15 protein-coding genes and 3 tRNA genes are annotated in these 18596 nt (G+C 54.4%); 9 read left to right on the forward strand and 9 right to left on the reverse strand.

Going from position 1 to position 18596, the window contains the following annotated elements; all coding sequences use genetic code 11:
• Positions 1-7: 7 nt before the first annotated feature.
• Both punC and cfa read left to right on the forward strand, forming a co-directional pair.
• A complete protein-coding gene (gene punC / locus ACXKZD_RS10820) occupies positions 8-1210 on the forward strand; it encodes a purine nucleoside transporter PunC (RefSeq protein WP_488981597.1) in 1203 nt (400 codons plus the stop codon).
• Between the two features lie 310 nt (positions 1211-1520).
• Complete coding sequence (cfa, locus tag ACXKZD_RS10825) at positions 1521-2669, forward strand: cyclopropane fatty acyl phospholipid synthase (protein WP_033757484.1); 1149 nt, start codon at positions 1521-1523, stop codon at positions 2667-2669.
• Positions 2670-3004: 335 nt separating this feature from the next.
• Here the strand turns inward: cfa and ACXKZD_RS10830 are convergent, their stop codons facing one another.
• On the reverse strand, positions 3005-3664 hold the full coding sequence (locus ACXKZD_RS10830; RefSeq protein WP_010245607.1) for a riboflavin synthase: 660 nt from the start codon (positions 3662-3664) through the stop codon (positions 3005-3007).
• 202 nt (positions 3665-3866) lie between these two features.
• Between ACXKZD_RS10830 and ACXKZD_RS10835 the strand changes: the two genes are divergently transcribed.
• The 6 genes from ACXKZD_RS10835 (at position 3867) to ACXKZD_RS10860 (ending at position 7935) form a co-directional block, all read left to right on the forward strand.
• Positions 3867-5240: an MATE family efflux transporter gene (locus tag ACXKZD_RS10835; RefSeq protein WP_022625743.1), complete on the forward strand. Its 1374-nt coding sequence runs from the start codon at positions 3867-3869 to the stop codon at positions 5238-5240.
• 152 nt (positions 5241-5392) lie between these two features.
• Positions 5393-5469, forward strand: a tRNA-Val gene (locus ACXKZD_RS10840).
• A 3-nt stretch (positions 5470-5472) separates the two neighbouring features.
• A tRNA-Val gene (locus ACXKZD_RS10845) sits at positions 5473-5549 on the forward strand.
• A gap of 11 nt (positions 5550-5560) precedes the next feature.
• Positions 5561-5637, forward strand: a tRNA-Val gene (locus tag ACXKZD_RS10850).
• Positions 5638-5981: 344 nt separating this feature from the next.
• Positions 5982-7394 carry a pyruvate kinase PykF gene (gene pykF, locus ACXKZD_RS10855; protein WP_010245613.1) on the forward strand — a complete coding sequence of 471 codons (1413 nt, stop codon included), beginning with the start codon at positions 5982-5984 and terminating at the stop codon, positions 7392-7394.
• A 304-nt stretch (positions 7395-7698) separates the two neighbouring features.
• The gene (locus ACXKZD_RS10860; RefSeq protein ID WP_003853216.1) at positions 7699-7935 is read left to right on the forward strand and encodes a major outer membrane lipoprotein; all 237 of its coding nucleotides are present in this window, start codon (positions 7699-7701) and stop codon (positions 7933-7935) included.
• Positions 7936-8016: 81 nt separating this feature from the next.
• On the opposite strand, the gene ACXKZD_RS10865 is transcribed toward ACXKZD_RS10860, so the two are convergent.
• Genes ACXKZD_RS10865 through sufA form a run of 7 tightly spaced genes read right to left on the reverse strand, consistent with a single transcriptional unit; the run spans position 8017 to position 14679 of the window.
• Positions 8017-9042 (reverse strand): L,D-transpeptidase family protein, encoded by a 1026-nt coding sequence (locus ACXKZD_RS10865; protein ID WP_488981598.1) that lies wholly within the window; start codon positions 9040-9042, stop codon positions 8017-8019.
• A gap of 56 nt (positions 9043-9098) precedes the next feature.
• Positions 9099-9515 carry a cysteine desulfuration protein SufE gene (gene sufE / locus ACXKZD_RS10870; protein WP_010245623.1) on the reverse strand — a complete coding sequence of 139 codons (417 nt, stop codon included), beginning with the start codon at positions 9513-9515 and terminating at the stop codon, positions 9099-9101.
• 21 nt (positions 9516-9536) lie between these two features.
• Positions 9537-10760: a cysteine desulfurase SufS gene (gene sufS, locus ACXKZD_RS10875; protein WP_313925954.1), complete on the reverse strand. Its 1224-nt coding sequence runs from the start codon at positions 10758-10760 to the stop codon at positions 9537-9539.
• Positions 10760-12040: a Fe-S cluster assembly protein SufD gene (gene sufD, locus ACXKZD_RS10880; protein WP_010245628.1), complete on the reverse strand. Its 1281-nt coding sequence runs from the start codon at positions 12038-12040 to the stop codon at positions 10760-10762. The genes sufS and sufD overlap by 1 nt, the downstream gene beginning before the upstream one ends.
• Positions 12015-12761 (reverse strand): Fe-S cluster assembly ATPase SufC, encoded by a 747-nt coding sequence (sufC, locus tag ACXKZD_RS10885; protein WP_010245631.1) that lies wholly within the window; start codon positions 12759-12761, stop codon positions 12015-12017. Before sufC ends, sufD begins: the two co-directional genes overlap by 26 nt.
• Before the next feature lie 42 nt (positions 12762-12803).
• Positions 12804-14297, reverse strand: coding sequence for a Fe-S cluster assembly protein SufB (sufB, locus tag ACXKZD_RS10890; RefSeq protein WP_010245634.1), 1494 nt, complete (start codon positions 14295-14297; stop codon positions 12804-12806).
• Between the two features lie 7 nt (positions 14298-14304).
• Positions 14305-14679 carry a Fe-S cluster assembly scaffold SufA gene (sufA, locus tag ACXKZD_RS10895; protein WP_010245637.1) on the reverse strand — a complete coding sequence of 125 codons (375 nt, stop codon included), beginning with the start codon at positions 14677-14679 and terminating at the stop codon, positions 14305-14307.
• A 388-nt stretch (positions 14680-15067) separates the two neighbouring features.
• Here sufA and ACXKZD_RS10900 point away from each other — a divergent pair, with 388 nt between their 5' ends.
• Positions 15068-15472 (forward strand): hypothetical protein, encoded by a 405-nt coding sequence (locus ACXKZD_RS10900; protein WP_010670035.1) that lies wholly within the window; start codon positions 15068-15070, stop codon positions 15470-15472.
• Positions 15473-15505: 33 nt separating this feature from the next.
• On the opposite strand, the gene ydiJ is transcribed toward ACXKZD_RS10900, so the two are convergent.
• Entirely contained in the window at positions 15506-18559 is a 3054-nt protein-coding gene (gene ydiJ / locus ACXKZD_RS10905; protein WP_488981599.1) for a D-2-hydroxyglutarate dehydrogenase YdiJ, read from the reverse strand.
• Positions 18560-18596: the final 37 nt, after the last annotated feature.

Raw genomic sequence — 18596 nt, forward strand, 5'->3', positions numbered from 1 at the left:
GAATCAGATGCTGTCGAATAAAGGATTTATGCTCTACCTTGCCCTGCTGAGCATGCTGGGCTTTTTAGCCACTGATATGTACCTGCCCGCCTTTGGTGCGATGCAGCAAACCTTTAACACTTCACCCGGTCTGATCAGCGCCAGTATGAGTCTCTTCCTGGGCGGCTTCGCCGTGGGTCAGCTCTTCTGGGGACCGCTTTCCGATCGCATCGGTCGTAAACCGGTGCTGCTGTCCGGACTGGCCATGTTTGGCGCTGGCTGCGCAGGCATGCTGTGGGTGAACGATATCTATCTGATGCTGGCGCTGCGTTTTGTCCAGGCGATTGGCGTCTGTGCCGCTGCCGTAAGCTGGCAGGCGCTGGTGGTGGATCGCTACCCTGCAGCGCGCGCTAACAAAGTCTTTGCCACCATTATGCCGCTGGTTGCGCTCTCTCCGGCGCTGGCTCCGCTACTGGGTGCCTGGCTGATCGGCCACTTCCACTGGCGTTCGATTTTCCTGGTGCTGACCCTGATTGCAGTGGCGTTGATTCTGGCCACGCTGCGTCTGCCCACCGTGCGCAAGGCAGCGGGAGAAAAAGGTGCGCAGCCGGGCTTTTTCACGCTGCTTAAATCACGGGTCTACAGCGGCAACGTGCTGATCTACTCCGCCTGCTCCGCCAGCTTCTTTGCCTGGCTGACCGGATCGCCCTTTATTCTGGCGGATCTGGGTCTGTCGCCCGCCGATATCGGTCTGAGTTATGTGCCCCAGACGCTCGCCTTTTTAATTGGTGGCTTCGGCTGTCGCACCCTGCTCAACCGCTTTAACGGCGCACAGTTGCTGCCCTGGCTGCTGGCCGTCTACAGCCTGAGCATTCTGGCGCTGTTTGCTGTTGCGCTTGCTGGCAGCAGCACGCTGGTGAGTCTGATGGTACCGTTCTGCGGTATGGCGCTGGCTAACGGCGCGATCTATCCGATTGTGGTGTCCAGTGCGCTGATGCCCTTCCCGACCGCTACCGGTAAAGCCGCTGCGTTGCAGAACACACTGCAGTTAGGACTCTGTTTCGCTGCCAGCCTGGCGGTATCGGCCGGCTTAACTCAGCCGCTATTTACCACCACACTGATGATGACGGTGACAATTGTGCTGGCGCTGATGGGTTACGCCATGCAGCGTGCCGCAAGCGCACAAACTGTTGTTGCCTCTGCGCAAACTGCCTGCCAGGATAATCAGTGACACACTGACTTTTTAGTTAGCGCCCTAACAATAAGTTATTGAATATTGACCCGCGTGAGCATATACTCATCCGGGTCAACAAATCTGTAATAAATCAACAATATAATAACGTAATAATCTGATTGGCACCCTGCTGCCGGGACGGTATTCGCGCGCGTTATTCTCACCTTACCCGACCTGCTGCAGGCTGTTCCAGTCCTCTGTATCACACAGATAACCGGTTTGCGGAGCCATCCGCATCGTTTCTCATTGCCTGAATAAATTGGCTACTCTTTGTTCAGGTTCAGATTGGACAGGTGGTGGAAAATCTATGAGTTCATCTTATGCAGAAGAAGTGAGCCTCGAAGAAAACCATTGGTATCGCATCGTTCATGAGCTGCTGGAAAAAGCGGATATCGAAATTAATGGTTCACGTCCCTGGGATATTCATATTAATCATCCTGGTTTTTTTAAACGTGTTCTGCAGGAGGGCTCTCTTGGGCTCGGTGAGAGCTATATGGATGGATGGTGGGAGTGTGACCGGCTGGATATTTTCTTCCACCAGGTACTTAAACATAAACTCGATCAGCAGCTGCCTCATCACTTCAAAGATACGCTGCGCATTGCCGCCGCACGCTTAACCAATATGCAGTCAAAAAAACGGGCGTGGATTGTCGGTAAAGAGCATTACGACCTGGGCAACGACCTCTTTTCACTGATGCTCGATCCCTATATGCAATACTCCTGTGGCTACTGGAAAGAGGCGACGACACTGGCGACGGCGCAGGAAGCCAAGCTGGATATGATCTGCCGTAAATTAGCGCTGGAACCCGGAATGTCACTGCTGGATATCGGCTGTGGCTGGGGCGGACTCGCGGAATTTGCCGCACGTCATTATGGCGTTAAAGTGCATGGCGTGACGATTTCCGCCGAACAACAGAAACTGGCGCAGCAGCGCTGTAGCGGATTAGACGTCACGATTCTGTTGCAGGATTATCGCGACCTGAATGAACAGTTTGATCGTATTGTGTCGGTGGGTATGTTTGAACATGTCGGGCCGAAAAATTATGCGACCTATTTTGACGTGGTCGATCGTAATTTAAAGCCTGACGGTATTTTCCTGCTTCACACCATCGGCGCGATTAAAACCGATATGAGTGTCGATCCCTGGATCGATAAATATATCTTCCCCAACGGCTGCCTGCCTTCGGTGCGCCATGTGGCCGATGCCAGCGAACCCCATTTTATTCTGGAAGACTGGCACAACTTCGGCGCAGACTACGATAAAACACTGATGGCCTGGCATGAACGCTTTTTGCAGGCCTGGCCAGAGCTGGCCGATAAATATGGCGAACGCTTTAAACGGATGTTCTCCTATTATCTGAATGCCTGTGCCGGTGCCTTCCGGGCGCGTGATATTCAGCTGTGGCAGATCGTGTTCAGTCGCGGTGTTGAGGGGGGATTACGGGTGGCGCGGTAGGGGTTAAAAAGCGGGCAATTAAGAAGGCGCTGCCCCGGCTGAACACTTGAAAAGAAGGGCCTGTTTTGCTTTAACAGGGAGCGTTGCGCAAGGAACAGGGTCAGATCGGAAAGTCGCAAACCCGTCATCCCTGACACGCCCGGCCCACGCGATTACGCACCTCATCCCTGAGGTACGCCCGTTGCCGGGCCAACGCTTTGCGTTGTTCAAAAACGCTCCCGGCGTTTTTATCCGGGCGGCGGGACGCTTTCCTCTTCTGAGCCGGCGCCCTGCGCTTTTATAATGCTGACAGAGTAAAACCGATTGGGCTGTCTGCGGTGCTTACGCGCCTTTTATTAACTCTCTGTCTTTGACTGGCCGGTCAGCATGCTCATCGCCGCCGCGGCATCGCGCTGTGCTAACACCCGCTCAACGGTCTCCACGATTGCCTGCGTGTGCGGATCGATTTCAATATTCACCCGATCGCCAAAGGTCTTCGCCCCCAGCGTGGTACGCTCAAGCGTTTCCGGGATCAGATAGACGCAGAACTTAGTCTTAGTCACATCGCCTACCGTCAGGCTGATACCGTCGATGCCGACAAACCCTTTATGCAGAATATATTTCATCTGCGCCGCATCCTGGATTTTAAACCAGACCTCGCGGTTATGTTCTGACTGGATAATCTTGCAGATTTCAGCGGTGGTCATAATATGACCAGACATCAGATGTCCGCCTATTTCATCGCTGAATTTCGCTGCACGCTCAATATTGACCACATCGCCCTGACGTAAATCGCCAAGGTTAGTCACCCGCAATGTCTCTTTAATTAAATCAAAACTGACGCGGTCGCCTTCAATTGCCGTTACGGTTAAACAGCAACCGTTATGGGCTACGGATGCGCCCAGCGCCAGACCCGGTAAGAGCTCTTCCGGCAGGCGGACAGTGTGGGTGCGAAACAGTTCTTTCTCTTCAATGGACACGATTTCTGCGGTGCCCTGCACAATACCGGTAAACATAGTCTTTGCCTCTGCGAAGTTTACGCTAGTTTATCACAGCTCAGGTCGGCTGTTAGATTTCAGCCCGCACCGCCGCTTTATAGCGGAGCAAACCGCATTGTGTGACAAAGATTGGCGAATTCTGTTACGCCAGTTACACTAGCTCGCGAAATTCCCCGGGCTTCCTGCCCCTTTTAATTCATTCAATAAGTCAGGTGTTAACGTGCAGAAGTATTTAACAGAAGCGCGTCAATTGCTGGCCCTTGCGATTCCGGTCATCCTTGCTCAGGTGGCTCAAACCGCAATGGGATTTGTGGATACCATTATGGCCGGCGCAGTCAGCGCCACGGATATGGCCGCCGTTGCTGTCGGCACCTCTGTCTGGCTACCGGCCATCCTGTTTGGTCATGGTCTTCTGCTTGCATTGACGCCCACCGTTGCGCAACTCAATGGTTCTGGCCGCCGCGAACGCATCGGTGAACAGATCCGCCAGGGATACTGGCTCGCCTTTTTCGTCTCCCTGCTGATTATGGTGCTGTTGTGGCATGCCGGTTATCTTATCCGGGCGATGCATGACATTGATCCAGTGCTGGCGCTGAAGGCAGAAGGCTATCTGCATGCCCTGCTGTTCGGCGCGCCTGGCTACCTCTTCTTCCAGGTGCTCCGCAATCAATGCGAGGGGCTGTCGAAAACCAAACCCGGCATGGTGCTGGGCTTTTTAGGCCTGATGTTCAACATCCCGCTTAACTATGTCTTTATCTATGGCCACTTCGGCATGCCAGCCCTGGGCGGTGTCGGCTGCGGCGTGGCGACCGCCTCGGTCTACTGGGTGATGTTTATCTGCATGCGCTTCTGGGTGCGCCGGATGGGTAGCATGCGCGATATCCGTATGGAGAGCCGCTGGTCACCCCCTTCCCGTCCGATTCTGAGCCGCCTGATGACGCTGGGATTGCCGGTGGCGCTGGCACTCTTCTTTGAGGTCACGCTGTTCGCCGTTGTCGCCCTGCTGGTTTCGCCACTGGGCATCGTTAACGTGGCCGGTCACCAGATTGCGCTCAATTTCAGTTCACTGATGTTCGTATTGCCGCTGTCGCTGGGTGTCGCGACCACCATCCGCGTCGGTTATCGTCTGGGCCAGGGCTCCACCGAGCAGGCACGGGTCGCGGCCTGGACCGCACAGGGTGTAGGCATCAGCATGGCGGCGCTAACCGCCATTTTTACCGTGACGTTCCGTCATCAGATTGCCCTGCTCTATAACGACAACCCTGAAGTGGTGACGCTGGCGGCACAGCTGATGTTGCTGGCGGCAATTTATCAGTTCTCAGACTCGATACAGGTGATTGGCAGCGGGATCCTGCGCGGCTATAAAGATACGCGGTCGATTTTCTTTATTACCTTTATTGCTTACTGGCTGCTGGGGCTGCCAGCCGGTTATCTGCTGGCGCTGACCGACTGGGTGGTGCCGCGCATGGGACCTGCGGGCTTCTGGTGCGGCTTTATTATCGGCCTGACCTCGGCTGCGGTGATGATGATCTGGCGCATCAGACGGTTACAGCAATCACCGGCGGAAATTATCCTGACGCGTGCAGCGCGATAACGTTCGAGGCGGGTCATTCATGGCCCGCAATGACGAAAAAAACGACGGTTAGCACAGTTGCTGTGCAGTCATGGCGAAAAAACTATTTTCCCCTTGCCAGCCTCACACGCTGCCGTTAATATTCGTCCCCGCTGTCGCCCTGACAGCATGTTGCGCTCTTAGCTCAGTTGGTTAGAGCACCACCTTGACATGGTGGGGGTCGATGGTTCGAGTCCATTAGAGCGCACCAAGTGCGTCCGTAGCTCAGTTGGTTAGAGCACCACCTTGACATGGTGGGGGTCGGTGGTTCGAGTCCACTCGGACGCACCAATATTCAGTATGCGCTCTTAGCTCAGTTGGTTAGAGCACCACCTTGACATGGTGGGGGTCGATGGTTCGAGTCCATTAGAGCGCACCACTTTCAGAATTCCTTCAGCTTGCGCAACTCCACTTTTATTGATCTGCATCGCTTCCCCCTTCTGCTTTTTGATTGGTTTTCGCATACTTAGCGTCTATACTGTCCCGCGTTGCTTACTTGAAAGGTTTCAGCGATCACGTGCTTACTGCGATAACTCAAATGATTTGCGCAACAACAGCGTGGTGGTTACCAACCGTAACCGCACAACTTCCCTGCACGCCTGGCCTTCGTCACCTATTCTTACTCAGTACTGCCCTTTTCAGTCTCAATCAGAAATTTCACTTCGATGCGCTGCCATCGGATTCTGCCCTTATTCATCCATCACAACTTACAGAAAATCCGTCATGAAAAAGACTAAAATCGTTTGTACAATCGGCCCGAAAACCGAATCCGAAGAGATGCTGACTCAGCTGCTTGAAGCTGGCATGAATGTTATGCGTCTTAACTTCTCTCACGGCGACTACGCTGAGCATGGCCAACGCATCACCAACATGCGTGCCGTTATGCAAAAAACCGGCCGTCAGGCCGCTATTCTGCTGGATACCAAAGGCCCTGAAATCCGCACCATGAAACTGGAAGGCGGCAACGATGCGGCTCTGAAAGCGGGTCAGACCTTTACCTTTACTACAGACCAGAGCGTGATTGGCAACAGCGAGCGCGTTGCGGTGACCTACCCGGGTTTCACTGCTGACCTGAAAATCGGCAACACGGTGCTGGTCGATGATGGCCTGATTGGTATGGAAGTGACCGAAGTCACTGAAAATACCGTGGTGTGTAAAGTCCTGAACAATGGCGATCTGGGCGAAAACAAAGGCGTTAACCTGCCAGGCGTCTCTATCCAGCTGCCAGCACTGGCCGAAAAAGATAAGCGCGACCTGATTTTTGGTTGTGAGCAGGGCGTAGACTTCGTCGCCGCCTCTTTCATCCGTAAACGTTCAGACGTGCTGGAAATTCGCGAGCACCTGAAACAGAACGGCGGCGAGCATATCCAGATCATCTCCAAAATCGAAAACCAGGAAGGCCTGAACAACTTCGACGAAATCCTCGAAGCCTCAGACGGCATCATGGTTGCGCGTGGCGATCTGGGCGTTGAGATCCCGGTTGAAGAAGTGATCTTCGCGCAGAAGATGATGATCAAAAAATGTAATAAAGCACGCAAAGTGGTCATCACGGCTACCCAGATGCTCGATTCCATGATCAAGAACCCGCGCCCTACCCGCGCAGAAGCCGGTGACGTGGCAAACGCCATTCTTGACGGTACCGATGCTGTTATGCTGTCAGGTGAGAGCGCCAAAGGCCGTTATCCGCTGGAGTCGGTCACCATCATGGCGACCATCTGTGAGCGTACCGATCGCGTGATGAAGTCCCGCATCGACAGCCAGAGTGATAACCGCAAAATGCGTATCACAGAAGCCGTCTGCCGTGGTGCTGTAGAGACCGCTGAGAAGCTGGAAGCGCCACTGATTGTGGTTGCTACCGAAGGGGGTAAATCTGCTAAAGCCGTACGTAAATATTTCCCGAACGCGACCATCCTGGCGCTGACCACCAATCCGATGACTGCCCGTCAGCTGATCCTGAGCAAAGGGATTGAGACACGTCTGGTGACTGAGATCGCTTCAACCGACGATTTCTATCGTCTGGGTAAAGAAGCGGCGCTGGAAAGTGGCTATGGCCAGAAAGGCGATGTCGTGGTACTGGTGTCAGGCGCATTAGTACCAAGCGGAACTACCAACACCGCTTCTGTACACGTTCTGTAAAACTCTCTCTGACCATTATTTTGAAGCGCCTTTATCGGGCGCTTTTTTTTATTTCTACTTAAACCAAATGTCAGAAAATTCCAATCGAAAATAACTATTCAAATACTCTTAATATTAAGGTTAATCCGATTAAATCTCTCTGTTTTCGCTAAATTTTTTTATCATATTCTGTGATTCGCTGCTTCTTTGAGCGAACGATCAAATTTAAGCATCTTCTCATCAAAAATTTATTCTCAACTTAAAAAGCTTTGTGTAATACTTGTAACGCTACATGGAGATTAACTCAATCTAGAGGGTATAAATAATGAATCGTACTAAACTGGTACTGGGCGCGGTAGTTCTGGCTTCAACTATGCTGGCTGGTTGCTCAAGCAACGCTAAAATCGACCAGCTGTCTTCAGACGTTCAGACTCTGAACGCTAAAGTTGACCAGCTGAGCAACGACGTGAACGCAGTGCGTTCAGACGTTCAGGCTGCTAAAGATGACGCAGCACGCGCTAACCAGCGTCTGGACAACCAGGCTCACTCTTACCGTAAGTAAGAGTTCTGGTTTAAAAATGGCGCCTTTATGGCGCCATTTTTTTTGCTCCGAATTCAGTGCCCTTCACAGGCACTTATCCGGTCAGGGCTGAACAGCGTTGCCCTCAGTCTGTGTCACCGGGCTATCAGCCCCCACAGATGCGCTCTCCAGCCCCGCAGGCGGCACGGTATCACTCTGCACCGGCTCCCCACTGCTGACCAGCACAGGCATGCCTGAGCGTCGCGCTAAGCTGGCTTTAATCAGCGCACTATCACTCTTCTCACTTTTCATAAACTGCTTCACTCCGGAAGTGAGTGCAATCGGCATGGTCTGCGGATCGTCTTTGTCGTTGCGTGACAGCGGCTGATGCACTTCCACGTAGCGTTTCCCATCCGGCTCTACAGCGTATTTCACCGGCTGATTGATGATCTGTACCCGCGTCCCTTTCGGGGCTGAGTTAAACAGCGCTTCGATATCTTCTGAACGCAGACGGATGCAGCCTGAACTGACGCGCATGCCGATGCCGAATTTCGCATTAGTGCCATGGATAAGATACTGGCCGGTGCCGCGCGCCAGACGCATGGCAAACTGCCCCATCGGGTTATCCGGTCCGGCGGGGACCACGCCAGGCAGCGTAATGCCCTCTTTAGCGTAGCGTTTGCGGATGTTCGCCGTGGGCGTCCAGGTAGGATTAGGGATCTTCTGGCTGATCTGCGTCACCATCACTGGCGTGGCCGCACCCAGCTGGCCAATGCCGATGGGATAGACAATGACCTTATCCTCCCCTTTGGGATAGTAGTAGAGACGCAGCTCGGCCAGATTCACCACAATCCCTTCGCGCGGCGTATCGGGCAGGATCATCTGTAGCGGCACCGTCAGCTGGGTGCCCGCTTTGGGCAGCCAGGGATCGGTACCGGGATTGGCCTCCAGCATGCTCAGCAGGCCGACCTGGTAGCGCGCCGCAATCGCTTCCAGAGGTTGCTTATTGTCAGGAACCTGAGTCACGACGTTTTCGCCAATCAGGCGACTGTCAGATGGTGGCAGCGGATATTCGGTGGCGAACGCGGGTGCAGAGAGCCCAAAGCAGGTCAGCAGCAATGCACCGGCTAAACGTAAAGCAGGTTTCATGCAATTTTCTCGTCAGATAAAAAAACAGACGCCGGATGGCGTCTGTGGAGTGTAACTTAGCTGAGGTTCTGAGCGGTATGGCGAATAGACCGAATCATCGCCTCCAGCCCCTGCGACCGGGTGGGCGTCAGGTGCTGCATCAGTGCCAGTTCGCCAAACCAGTGGCGCACATCCAGCGCCAGGATATCGGCGGGCGGCAGGTTCTGATAGAGGCTAAATACGATAGCAATCAAACCTTTAACAATAGCGGCATCGCTGTCGCCTTCAAACGCAATGGAACCATCCGCCTGCGGGGTCATTCTGATCCACACCTGACTCTGACAACCCGAAATCACGTTCTCCGGCTGGTGCAAGGTTTCAGAAGATTCCGGAAGCTTTGAACCCAGCTCAATAATGTAGAGGTACTTCTCTTCCCAGTTAGCGCAACGGTTGAAGTTGCGAACCAGTTTCTCTTTTTCAGGCAAATTCGCCATCAGGGACTCCGTTAAAACTGTTCAGCCGCCCAGCAGACGATGAATGCGCGTCAAACCGGCAGCCAGACGATCCACTTCCTCTTCACTGTTATAGAACGTGAAGGAGGCACGGCACATCGCCGGTACATTGTAATGCTGCATCAGCGGCATCGCGCAGTGATGTCCGGTGCGGATGGCAATGCCATATTGATCCAGGAAGCTGCCGACATCGTAGGCGTGGTGTTTACCGAGATTGAAGGCGATAACGCCAGCTCGTGACTGCGGCCCGTAGATCTGGATATCCGGAACGGTACCCAGCTTATCGAGCGCATAGTTCATCAGTGCCGTCTCGCGCTGATGAATCGTATCCAGTCCCAGCGCCTGCACATAGGCCATCGCCGCACCAAAGCCGATAATGCCGCCGGTATTCGGCGTACCCGCTTCAAAGCGCCACGGCGCACTGTTCCAGGTGGTGCCGGTAGGCAGCATGACGCGCTCAATCATTGAACCGCCCCCTTCCCATGGTGGCATCTCATCCAGCAGCGCTTTGCGGCCGTAGAGAATACCCACGCCGTTCGGGCCATAGAGTTTATGGCTGGAGAAGGCGTAGAAGTCGCAGCCGATATCCTGCACATCAACCTTGTCATGCATCACCGCCTGGGCACCATCCACCAGCGTTACCACGCCAGCGGCTTTTGCCTGAGCAACGATCGCCTTAACCGGATTAACCGTGCCGAGCACGTTTGAAACATGCGTCACCGCCAGCAACCGCGTACGGCTGTCGATCAGCCCCGCCAGTTGCTCCAGCGCCAGCTCACCGTTGTCATTTAATGGCAGGACGCGCACTTCTGCGCCGGTGCGCTGGGCCAGCATCTGCCATGGAACGATATTGGCGTGATGCTCCATCTCAGTAATGATCAGGTTATCGCCAGGCTGGAGGTTACTGCTGCCCCAGGTGTTCGCCACCAGATTGATGCCTTCGGTGGTGCCTTTGACGAAGACAATCTCTTCCTGTGACTGCGCATTGATAAAACGGGCAGCCTGATCGCGCACGTTCTCCATGTCGCTGGTCGCCTGCTGGCTCAGCGTATGGATACCACGATGCACGGCCGCATAGCCGTGCTGATAGAAATGACTCTCGGCGTTAATCACCGAGAGTGGGCGCTGTGCGCTGGCCGCACTGTCAAGATAGGCCAGCGGATGACCGTTGACCTCACGCTTCAGGATAGGAAAATCAGCCCTGACGCGTTCGAGATCGAAGTTCATCATATGTCGCCTCCGGGAAAACGTTGCGCGATACGCTGCAGCACGGCCTGACGCATCACCTCATTTTCCAGTGTTTCGGTCAGTTCTGCGGCAAACGCATGAATAATCATGGTCTGTGCAGCATCCTGCTCAATACCGCGCGAACGCAGGTAGAACATCTGCTCATCATCAATACGACCGATAGTGGCACCGTGGCTGCACTTGACGTCATCCGCATAAATTTCCAGCTGCGGTTTGGTATCGACTTCTGAGAGCTTGCCCAGCAACAGGTTGTTGTTGGTCATCTGCCCGTCGGTCTTCAGCGCATGCTGTGCCACTTTAATGTGGCCGTTAAACACCGCACGGCCTTTGTCACGCACGATGGTTTTATGCATCTGGCGGCTGACGCAGTAGCCCTTGTTGTGCTCCAGGTAAGTACGGGTATCCGCCACTTCCTGTTTCACTGGCAGCACCAGGCTGTTGATCGCCAGCGTGGTGTTTTCGCCGTTCAGCTGGGTACTGGTGTTGTGACGCGACAGCCCGGCACCCAGCAGGAAGCTGGTGCTGCTGACCTGGCCATCATTGCCAATGACCAGATCGTTATGCGCAAAGTGATAGCTGGCGCTACTTTCAAAGGCCAGCTTCGTGTGCGTCAGTTTTGCATTGTCGCCTACCGCAAAGGTAAAGCGCGTGCCGGTGAAATGGGCGCGCTCATCCAGTGAGACGTAGTGCTCAATCACTTCCGCTTCGGCACTCTCTTCCAGCTGCAGGTGATGACGATAGTGAACCGTGTTCATACCCGTCTGCTGACCGCTGGTGATGTGCAGCAGATAGACCGGACGCGCAGCGGATTTACCGCGTGCCAGACGCAGGGTCGTCACCTCTTCTGCCAGACTCTCTGTCAGATGCAGGAAGACTTCAGGCTGAACCGCAGCAGGCAGCGGACGGCGCTCGGCGGCCACGCTGTGCTGAACCTCAAACAGTTCGCAGTCGCGACTGCTGAAGGCTGGCTGGAACTGACCGTCAACATAGACCAGACGGATCGCATCCAGCGGCAGCGCCAGTGCATCAACCTGTTCAGCGCTCAGGGTCTGCGGCGCGTCAGGCAGTACAAACTGCTGTGACAGTAAGGTGTCCAGCGGCGTGTACTTCCAGTTTTCGTGCTTGCGGGTTGGCAGGCCAACGCGCATCAGTTGCTGCCAGTGCTGCTGTGCCTGCAGAGAACGCACGTCGCCACGCGACTCAAACAGGTGATGCCACTGTTGCAGCGCAGAATCACTCTTCGTCGGTAAGCCAGCCATAACCTTGCTCCTCCAGCTGTTTCACCAGCGAGAAGTCGCCAGATTTCACGATTTTGCCCTGATACAGAACATGAACGAAGTCTGGCTTGATGTAATCCAGAATACGCTGGTAGTGGGTCACGATGATAAAGGCACGCTTCTCGTCGCGCAGGCTGTTTACGCCATTCGCCACGATTTTCAGCGCATCGATATCCAGGCCTGAGTCGGTCTCATCCAGGATGCAGAGCTCTGGCTCCAGTGCCGCCATCTGCAGGATGTCGTTACGCTTCTTCTCACCGCCGGAGAAGCCAACGTTGACTGAGCGGGTCAGCAGATCTGCGGGCATCTTCAGCAGCTCAATTTTCTCTTCAATGAAGTCCTGGAAATCGAAGCGATCCAGCTCTTCCTGCTGACGATATTTGCGTACCGCATTGACCGAGGTCTGTAAAAAGAACTGGTTGCTGACGCCCGGAATTTCTACCGGATACTGGAATGCCATAAAGATGCCTTCACCGGCGCGCTCTTCAGGGGCCAGTTCCAGCAGATCTTTACCTTTGAAGCTGACCGAACCGCCGGTTACTTCATAATCTTCACGGCCTGCCAGCGTCGCTGACAGGGTGCTTTTACCTGAGCCGTTCGGGCCCATGATGGCATGCACTTCGCCGGGTTTAATTTCGAGATTCAGGCCACGCAGAATGGCTTTATCTTCAACACTGACCTGCAAATCTTTAATGCTTAACATACTTATTCCTTCACATTGCTTCCGGCAACGCGTGTGACGGCATCAGCCCACACTGTGCTCAAGGCTGATGGCTAACAATTTCTGGGCTTCCACAGCAAATTCCAGTGGCAACTCCGAGAATACGTCTTTACAGAAGCCGTTCACGATCATCGAGATGGCGTCTTCTTCACTGATACCGCGTTGCAGACAGTAGAACATCTGATCTTCGCCGATACGTGATGTCGTGGCTTCATGCTCAAGCTGAGCGGTATTGTTGCGGGTCTCCACATACGGGAAAGTATGTGCGCCGCAATCAGGACCGATCAGCATCGAGTCACACTGCGTAAAGTTACGGGCATTGGTCGCGGTTGGCATGATTTTCACCAGCCCGCGATAGGTGTTCTGACTTTTACCGGCCGAAATCCCTTTGGAGATGATGGTCGATTTGGTGTTTTTACCAATGTGGATCATCTTGGTGCCGGTATCGGCCTGCTGACGACCGCTGGTCAGTGCCACTGAGTAGAATTCACCCACCGAATAGTCCCCGCGCAGAATGCAGCTTGGGTATTTCCAGGTGATAGCAGAGCCGGTTTCAGACTGTGTCCAGGACATCTTGCTGTGGTCACCTTCACACAGCGCGCGCTTGGTCACGAAGTTCAGGATACCCCCCTCACCTTCGCCGCCCGGGAACCAGTTCTGAACCGTCGAATATTTCACTTCGGCATTTTTGTGGATGATGACTTCCACCACGGCCGCGTGCAGCTGATAGGTGTCACGCACTGGCGCTGAACAGCCTTCGATGTAGCTGACGTAGCTGTCTTCATCGGCAATCAGGATGGTGCGTTCGAACTGACCGGTTTTCGCTGCGTTGATGCGGAAATAGGTCGACAACTCCATCGGGCAACGCACCCCTTTCGGGATATAAACGAAGGTGCCGTCAGAGGCGACTGCCGAGTTCAGCGCCGCAAAGAAGTTATCGTTCGCCGGAACAACCGTGCCGAGATACTGCTTCACCAGCTCCGGGTGCTCCTGGATCGCTTCGCCAAAGGAACAGAAGATAATCCCCTGCTCCGCCAGCTTGCCGCGATAGGTGGTCGCCACCGAAACGGAGTCAAAAATGGCGTCAACCGCCACTTCACGGCCTTCACGCACCGGGACACCCAGCTGATTAAAGGCGTTTTCCACTTCCTGCGTCAGATAATCGCTGGCTGGCGCGCTGCCTGATGCCTGCAGTGCACCGGGTTCTGATGCGCAGCTGTCATCACAGTTGCCGCAGGAAGGCGCGGAGTAGTAGCTGTAATCCTGGTAGTCGAGTTTTTCGTAGTGCGCTTTCAGCCAGTGTGGCTCTTCCATTTCAAGCCAGGCACGAAACGCTTTAAGACGAAACTCCAGCATCCACTCTGGCTCGTTACGCTTGGCCGAGATCGCCCGTACCACATCTTCATTGATGCCGTTGGCAAATTCTTCGGTTTGCAGTTGGGTAAAGAAGCCCTCTTTGTAGTTGAGCTTGCCTTCCCAGATTTGTACATCGTCAGATGTTTCGCTGTGTCGTGACATATTTCACTTACTCGACGCCAAAGCTCTCACCGCACCCGCAGGCGTGCTGAGCTTTAGGGTTATTGAATTTAAAAATCTGATTCAGGCCTTCACGAACGTAGTCCAGTTCGGTGCCATCAACGAATGGCATCGCCTGTAGCGGCACAAACAGCGTTGCGCCATGGAATGAGAACTGCAAATCATCCTCGACTGGCTCTTTCACCAGATCCATGACGTAACCAAACCCGGCGCAGCCGGATTGTTTTACGCCGAGCCGCAGACCCTTGACATCGGGGTCCTGAGCCGCCAGATTGAGAATTTGTTGCGCTGCGGTTTCAGTCAGCGTCAGCCCTTTCCAGACAAAATCGTCGGGTGAGAAAGAGTCTGTATTAACGGATGCCATGTTGATACCTCTTGAGTCCGGACCTTTTCAGGCTATCCCCCTATGGTAGTGATCTGACCAATCACTTCAACCTCTTGTTTTGCAGGGATAATCATCTTGTGCGGTTTTATTTGCTTAATTATTAAGCATAGCCTCTTCAGCTCACCTTGTGGTGAGCGCGTCAGCATAAATAAGCCAGTGTTAACCTATTAATAAATCACTCTTTTTTAAATAACCATTTTTGATAAAAATGCTTATTGATAGGTTACGCCTTTCTGCGATGTAAACAGATTGTTATTTCCGATTATACCGACAGGCAGGATAAATCGATAAATTTTTCTGCCCGCCAATTGCAATCACAGCCCAATTGAATATGATAATTATTATCATTCACATTCAGGGTGGCGTTATGACGCTTTCTGTCTCAGCCTGGCTGCAGCACAAAATCGACGAATATCAGTTTGCGGTGCGTGATATCACCGTCGACTTTTATATGGCGCAGGCAAAGCTCGACCGGGCCGACTGCACGATTCATCAGCTACGTCAGTTTAACGATGCCTGTCAGGATATGGCAGAAATCTGCCAGTTGAACGGTGACGACCAGAGTTACCTGCATGCCATGGGTAAACTGCATCACCGACTGGTGCAGGAGATGGGAAACAGCGATCGCGATCGCCTGTTTCGCCTTCAGGCTTATCAACTGGCGCGATTGTCCCTGACCCGCCTCTGCCATCAACTGGCAATGGTCGGGGAGTGGAACCAGGCCACTGCGCTGCAAAGTGACTTCATGCGTCACGCAGGCTGGATATTCTAATCCAGCCAGGGCGTGACGTCGCGCACAATTTTTTTACATTAGCTCTAACAATGCCTGAAGTGGATGACGCATTCCGTTGCCCTCTACACGCTTGACCTGACTGCGGCACGAATAGCCAGTGGCCAGGCAGCGCTGGCGTGGCAGGCGCTGAAGATGGGGATGCCAGGAGAGCGCGTAGATCCCCAGCGAGTTTTCGAGGTTTTTACTTTCGTGACCGTAGGTGCCTGCCATACCGCAGCAGCCAACATTGATGTTCTCCAGCTTCGCGCCAAAACGGGAGAAGATCGCCTGCCACTGATTCGGGGTGGAGGGCAGCGCGGTCACCTCGGTGCAGTGTGCAAACAGATACCAGGATTCTCCGCCCGTGGCCTGCACGTCACGCTCTGCCAGTGCACGCTCTAACCACTCATGTACCAGCAGGACGTTAAAGTCGCCGCGTGATTCGCCCAGCGTCTGACGATACTCATCGCGATAGCAGAGCACCGTGGCCGGATCGACACCGACCATGGGCAACCCCAGTTTTGCCACCCGATTCAGGAAATCGGCGGTGCGGGACGCCGTGCGGGCGAAACGTTGCAGGAAACCTTTCACATGTTGCGCTTTGCCATTTGGCGAGAATGGCAGGAGCACGGGCCGGTAGCCCAGTTTCTCAATCAGCCTGACAAAATCGTTAACAAGCTGCGCCTCATAGAAGCTGGTAAAAGGATCCTGCACCACCAGCACACAGTTTGCGCGTTCAGCGGCTGACAGCCCTTCCAGCTGCTCCAGCGTCATGTTCATGGCGGGATGACCACTGAGCTGCTGTTTCAGATTTGGGGCCGAAAGCAGAGGCAGATCGACCATACCGATATGGGTTTTACTTATCTCTTTCAGCCACGGCTGGCGCAGGAAGAAGTTAAACACTTTCGGTGCTTTTGCCATCAGCGGCGCGTAGCCCTCCACTGCAGCCACCAGGTGATCGCTGACCGGACGCAGATAACGGGTATGGTAGAGCTGTAAGAAGCGCGAGCGGAAAGCGGGCACGTCAATTTTAATCGGACATTGGGTGGAGCAGGCTTTGCAGGCCAGACAGCCCGACATCGCCTCTTTCACCTCGTGCGAGAAGTCATACTCCCCTTTGCTGGCGTGCCAGCTATTGCGGGTACGGGCAATCAGAGTGCGAAGCGACAGCCGATTTTCGGGCAGCTGCTTTTCCAGGGTGAGCGGATCGACGCCCTGCCCGGCCAGCAGCCGCAGCCACTCCCGCGTCAGTGTTGCCCGCCCTTTGGGCGAGTGAATGCGGTTGCGGGTGATCTTCATGGAGGGACACATCGGGCTGCGGGCATCAAAGTTAAAACACAACCCGTTGCCGTTACACTCCATCGCGCCACGCCATTCATCCCGGACCGTTAACGGGATCTGACGATCATAGGTTCCGCGCTTCACCGCATCGACCTGCATCATTTCATCATTACTGTTAAATGGCGTACAGATCTTGCCCGGATTCAGGCGATTGAGCGGATCAAAGGCCGCTTTGATGCGGCGCAATTCGTTAAACAGCGTCTCACCGAAGAATGCCGGACTGTACTGGGCTCGAAATCCTTTGCCATGTTCACCCCACAGCAGACCGCCGTAGCGCGCTGTCAGCGCCACGACTTCGTCGGAGATCTGTTTCATCATCATCTCCTGCTGCGGATCGCACATATCCAGCGCCGGACGCACATGCAGTACACCTGCATCAACATGACCAAACATGCCGTAGCTCAGCCCGTGGCTGTCGAGCAGCGCGCGAAACTCGACGATGTAGTCCGCCAGTTTTTCCGGTGGGACCGCGGTATCTTCCACAAAGGGAATCGGTTTAGCCCGGCCTTTGGCATTTCCCAACAGACCCACCGCTTTTTTACGCATGTTATAGATGCGTTCAATGCCATCCAGGTCGTTACAGAACTGATAGCCAATCACGCCGCCCTGCTGCTGCGCCATCAGTGCGTCAAGGCGGCCACAAAGCTGTTCAATCTGCTGATCGATCAGCGCGGCGTTGTCACCGGCAAACTCAACAATATTCAGACCCAGCATCTCTTTGTCGGGTACATCGGCGATCAATTCGCGCACCGAGTGCCAGACAATGTCTTCACGCGCCAGGTTCAGCACCTTAGAGTCAACGGTCTCTACCGAGAGCGCCTGCGCTTCCACCATAAAAGGCGCATTGCGCAGGGCGGAGTCAAAGGAGTCATATTTGATATTCACCAGTCGGCGCACTTTAGGCAGCGGCGTGATATCAAGCCGCGCTTCCGTGACAAAGGCCAGCGTGCCCTCTGCGCCGCACAGCAGGCGCGTCAGGTCAAAGGTTTGCATATCGTCGCTGAAGACATGGCGCAGGTCATATCCGGTCAGGAACCGATTCAGCTTTGGAAACTTTTCCAGAATCAGCGCACGATGCTCGCGGCAGCGCGTCAGCACCTGCTGATAGAGCCGGCCTTCGGGCGTCGCCGTCTGCGCCAGGGTTTCAGCCAGCGCGGTGGCCATTGGCCGCGTATCAAGGATATCGCCGCCCAGCAGCACGGCGCGCAGGCCCAGCACATGGTCCGAGGTTTTGCCATAGACCAGTGAGCCCTGGCCGGACGCATCGGTATTAATCATGCCGCCCAGCGTGGCACGGTTACTGGTGGATAACTCCGGCGAGAAGAAAAAGCCGAATGGCTTCAGCCAGACGTTAAGCTGATCTTTGATCACCCCCGCTTCAACCCGCACCCACCCCTCATCCGTATTGATCTCCAGGATACGGTTCATGTAGCGCGACATATCCACCACAATCCCCTGATTCAGCGACTGACCGTTGGTGCCGGTACCGCCGCCGCGCGGGGTAAATATCAGACTGGCAAAGCGCGCTTCTCCGGCCACGCGGGCGAGCAGCGCAACATCCGCAGTCGAGCGCGGAAAGAGCGCCGCGTCGGGCAGCAATTGATAGATGCTGTTATCGGTGGAGAGTGAGAGACGGTCGGCATAGCTGGTTGCCATGTCACCGGTAAAACCCTGCTCTTTCAACGACTCAAGGAACGTCAGCACCAGTTGAACGAGGCCCGGTGCCTGCGAAATCTGTGGGATCATGATTGTCTGACCGAAGGTGTTGTAAACGTTTGCGTTT

It is taken from the genome of Pantoea sp. ABR1s, assembly GCF_057812235.1.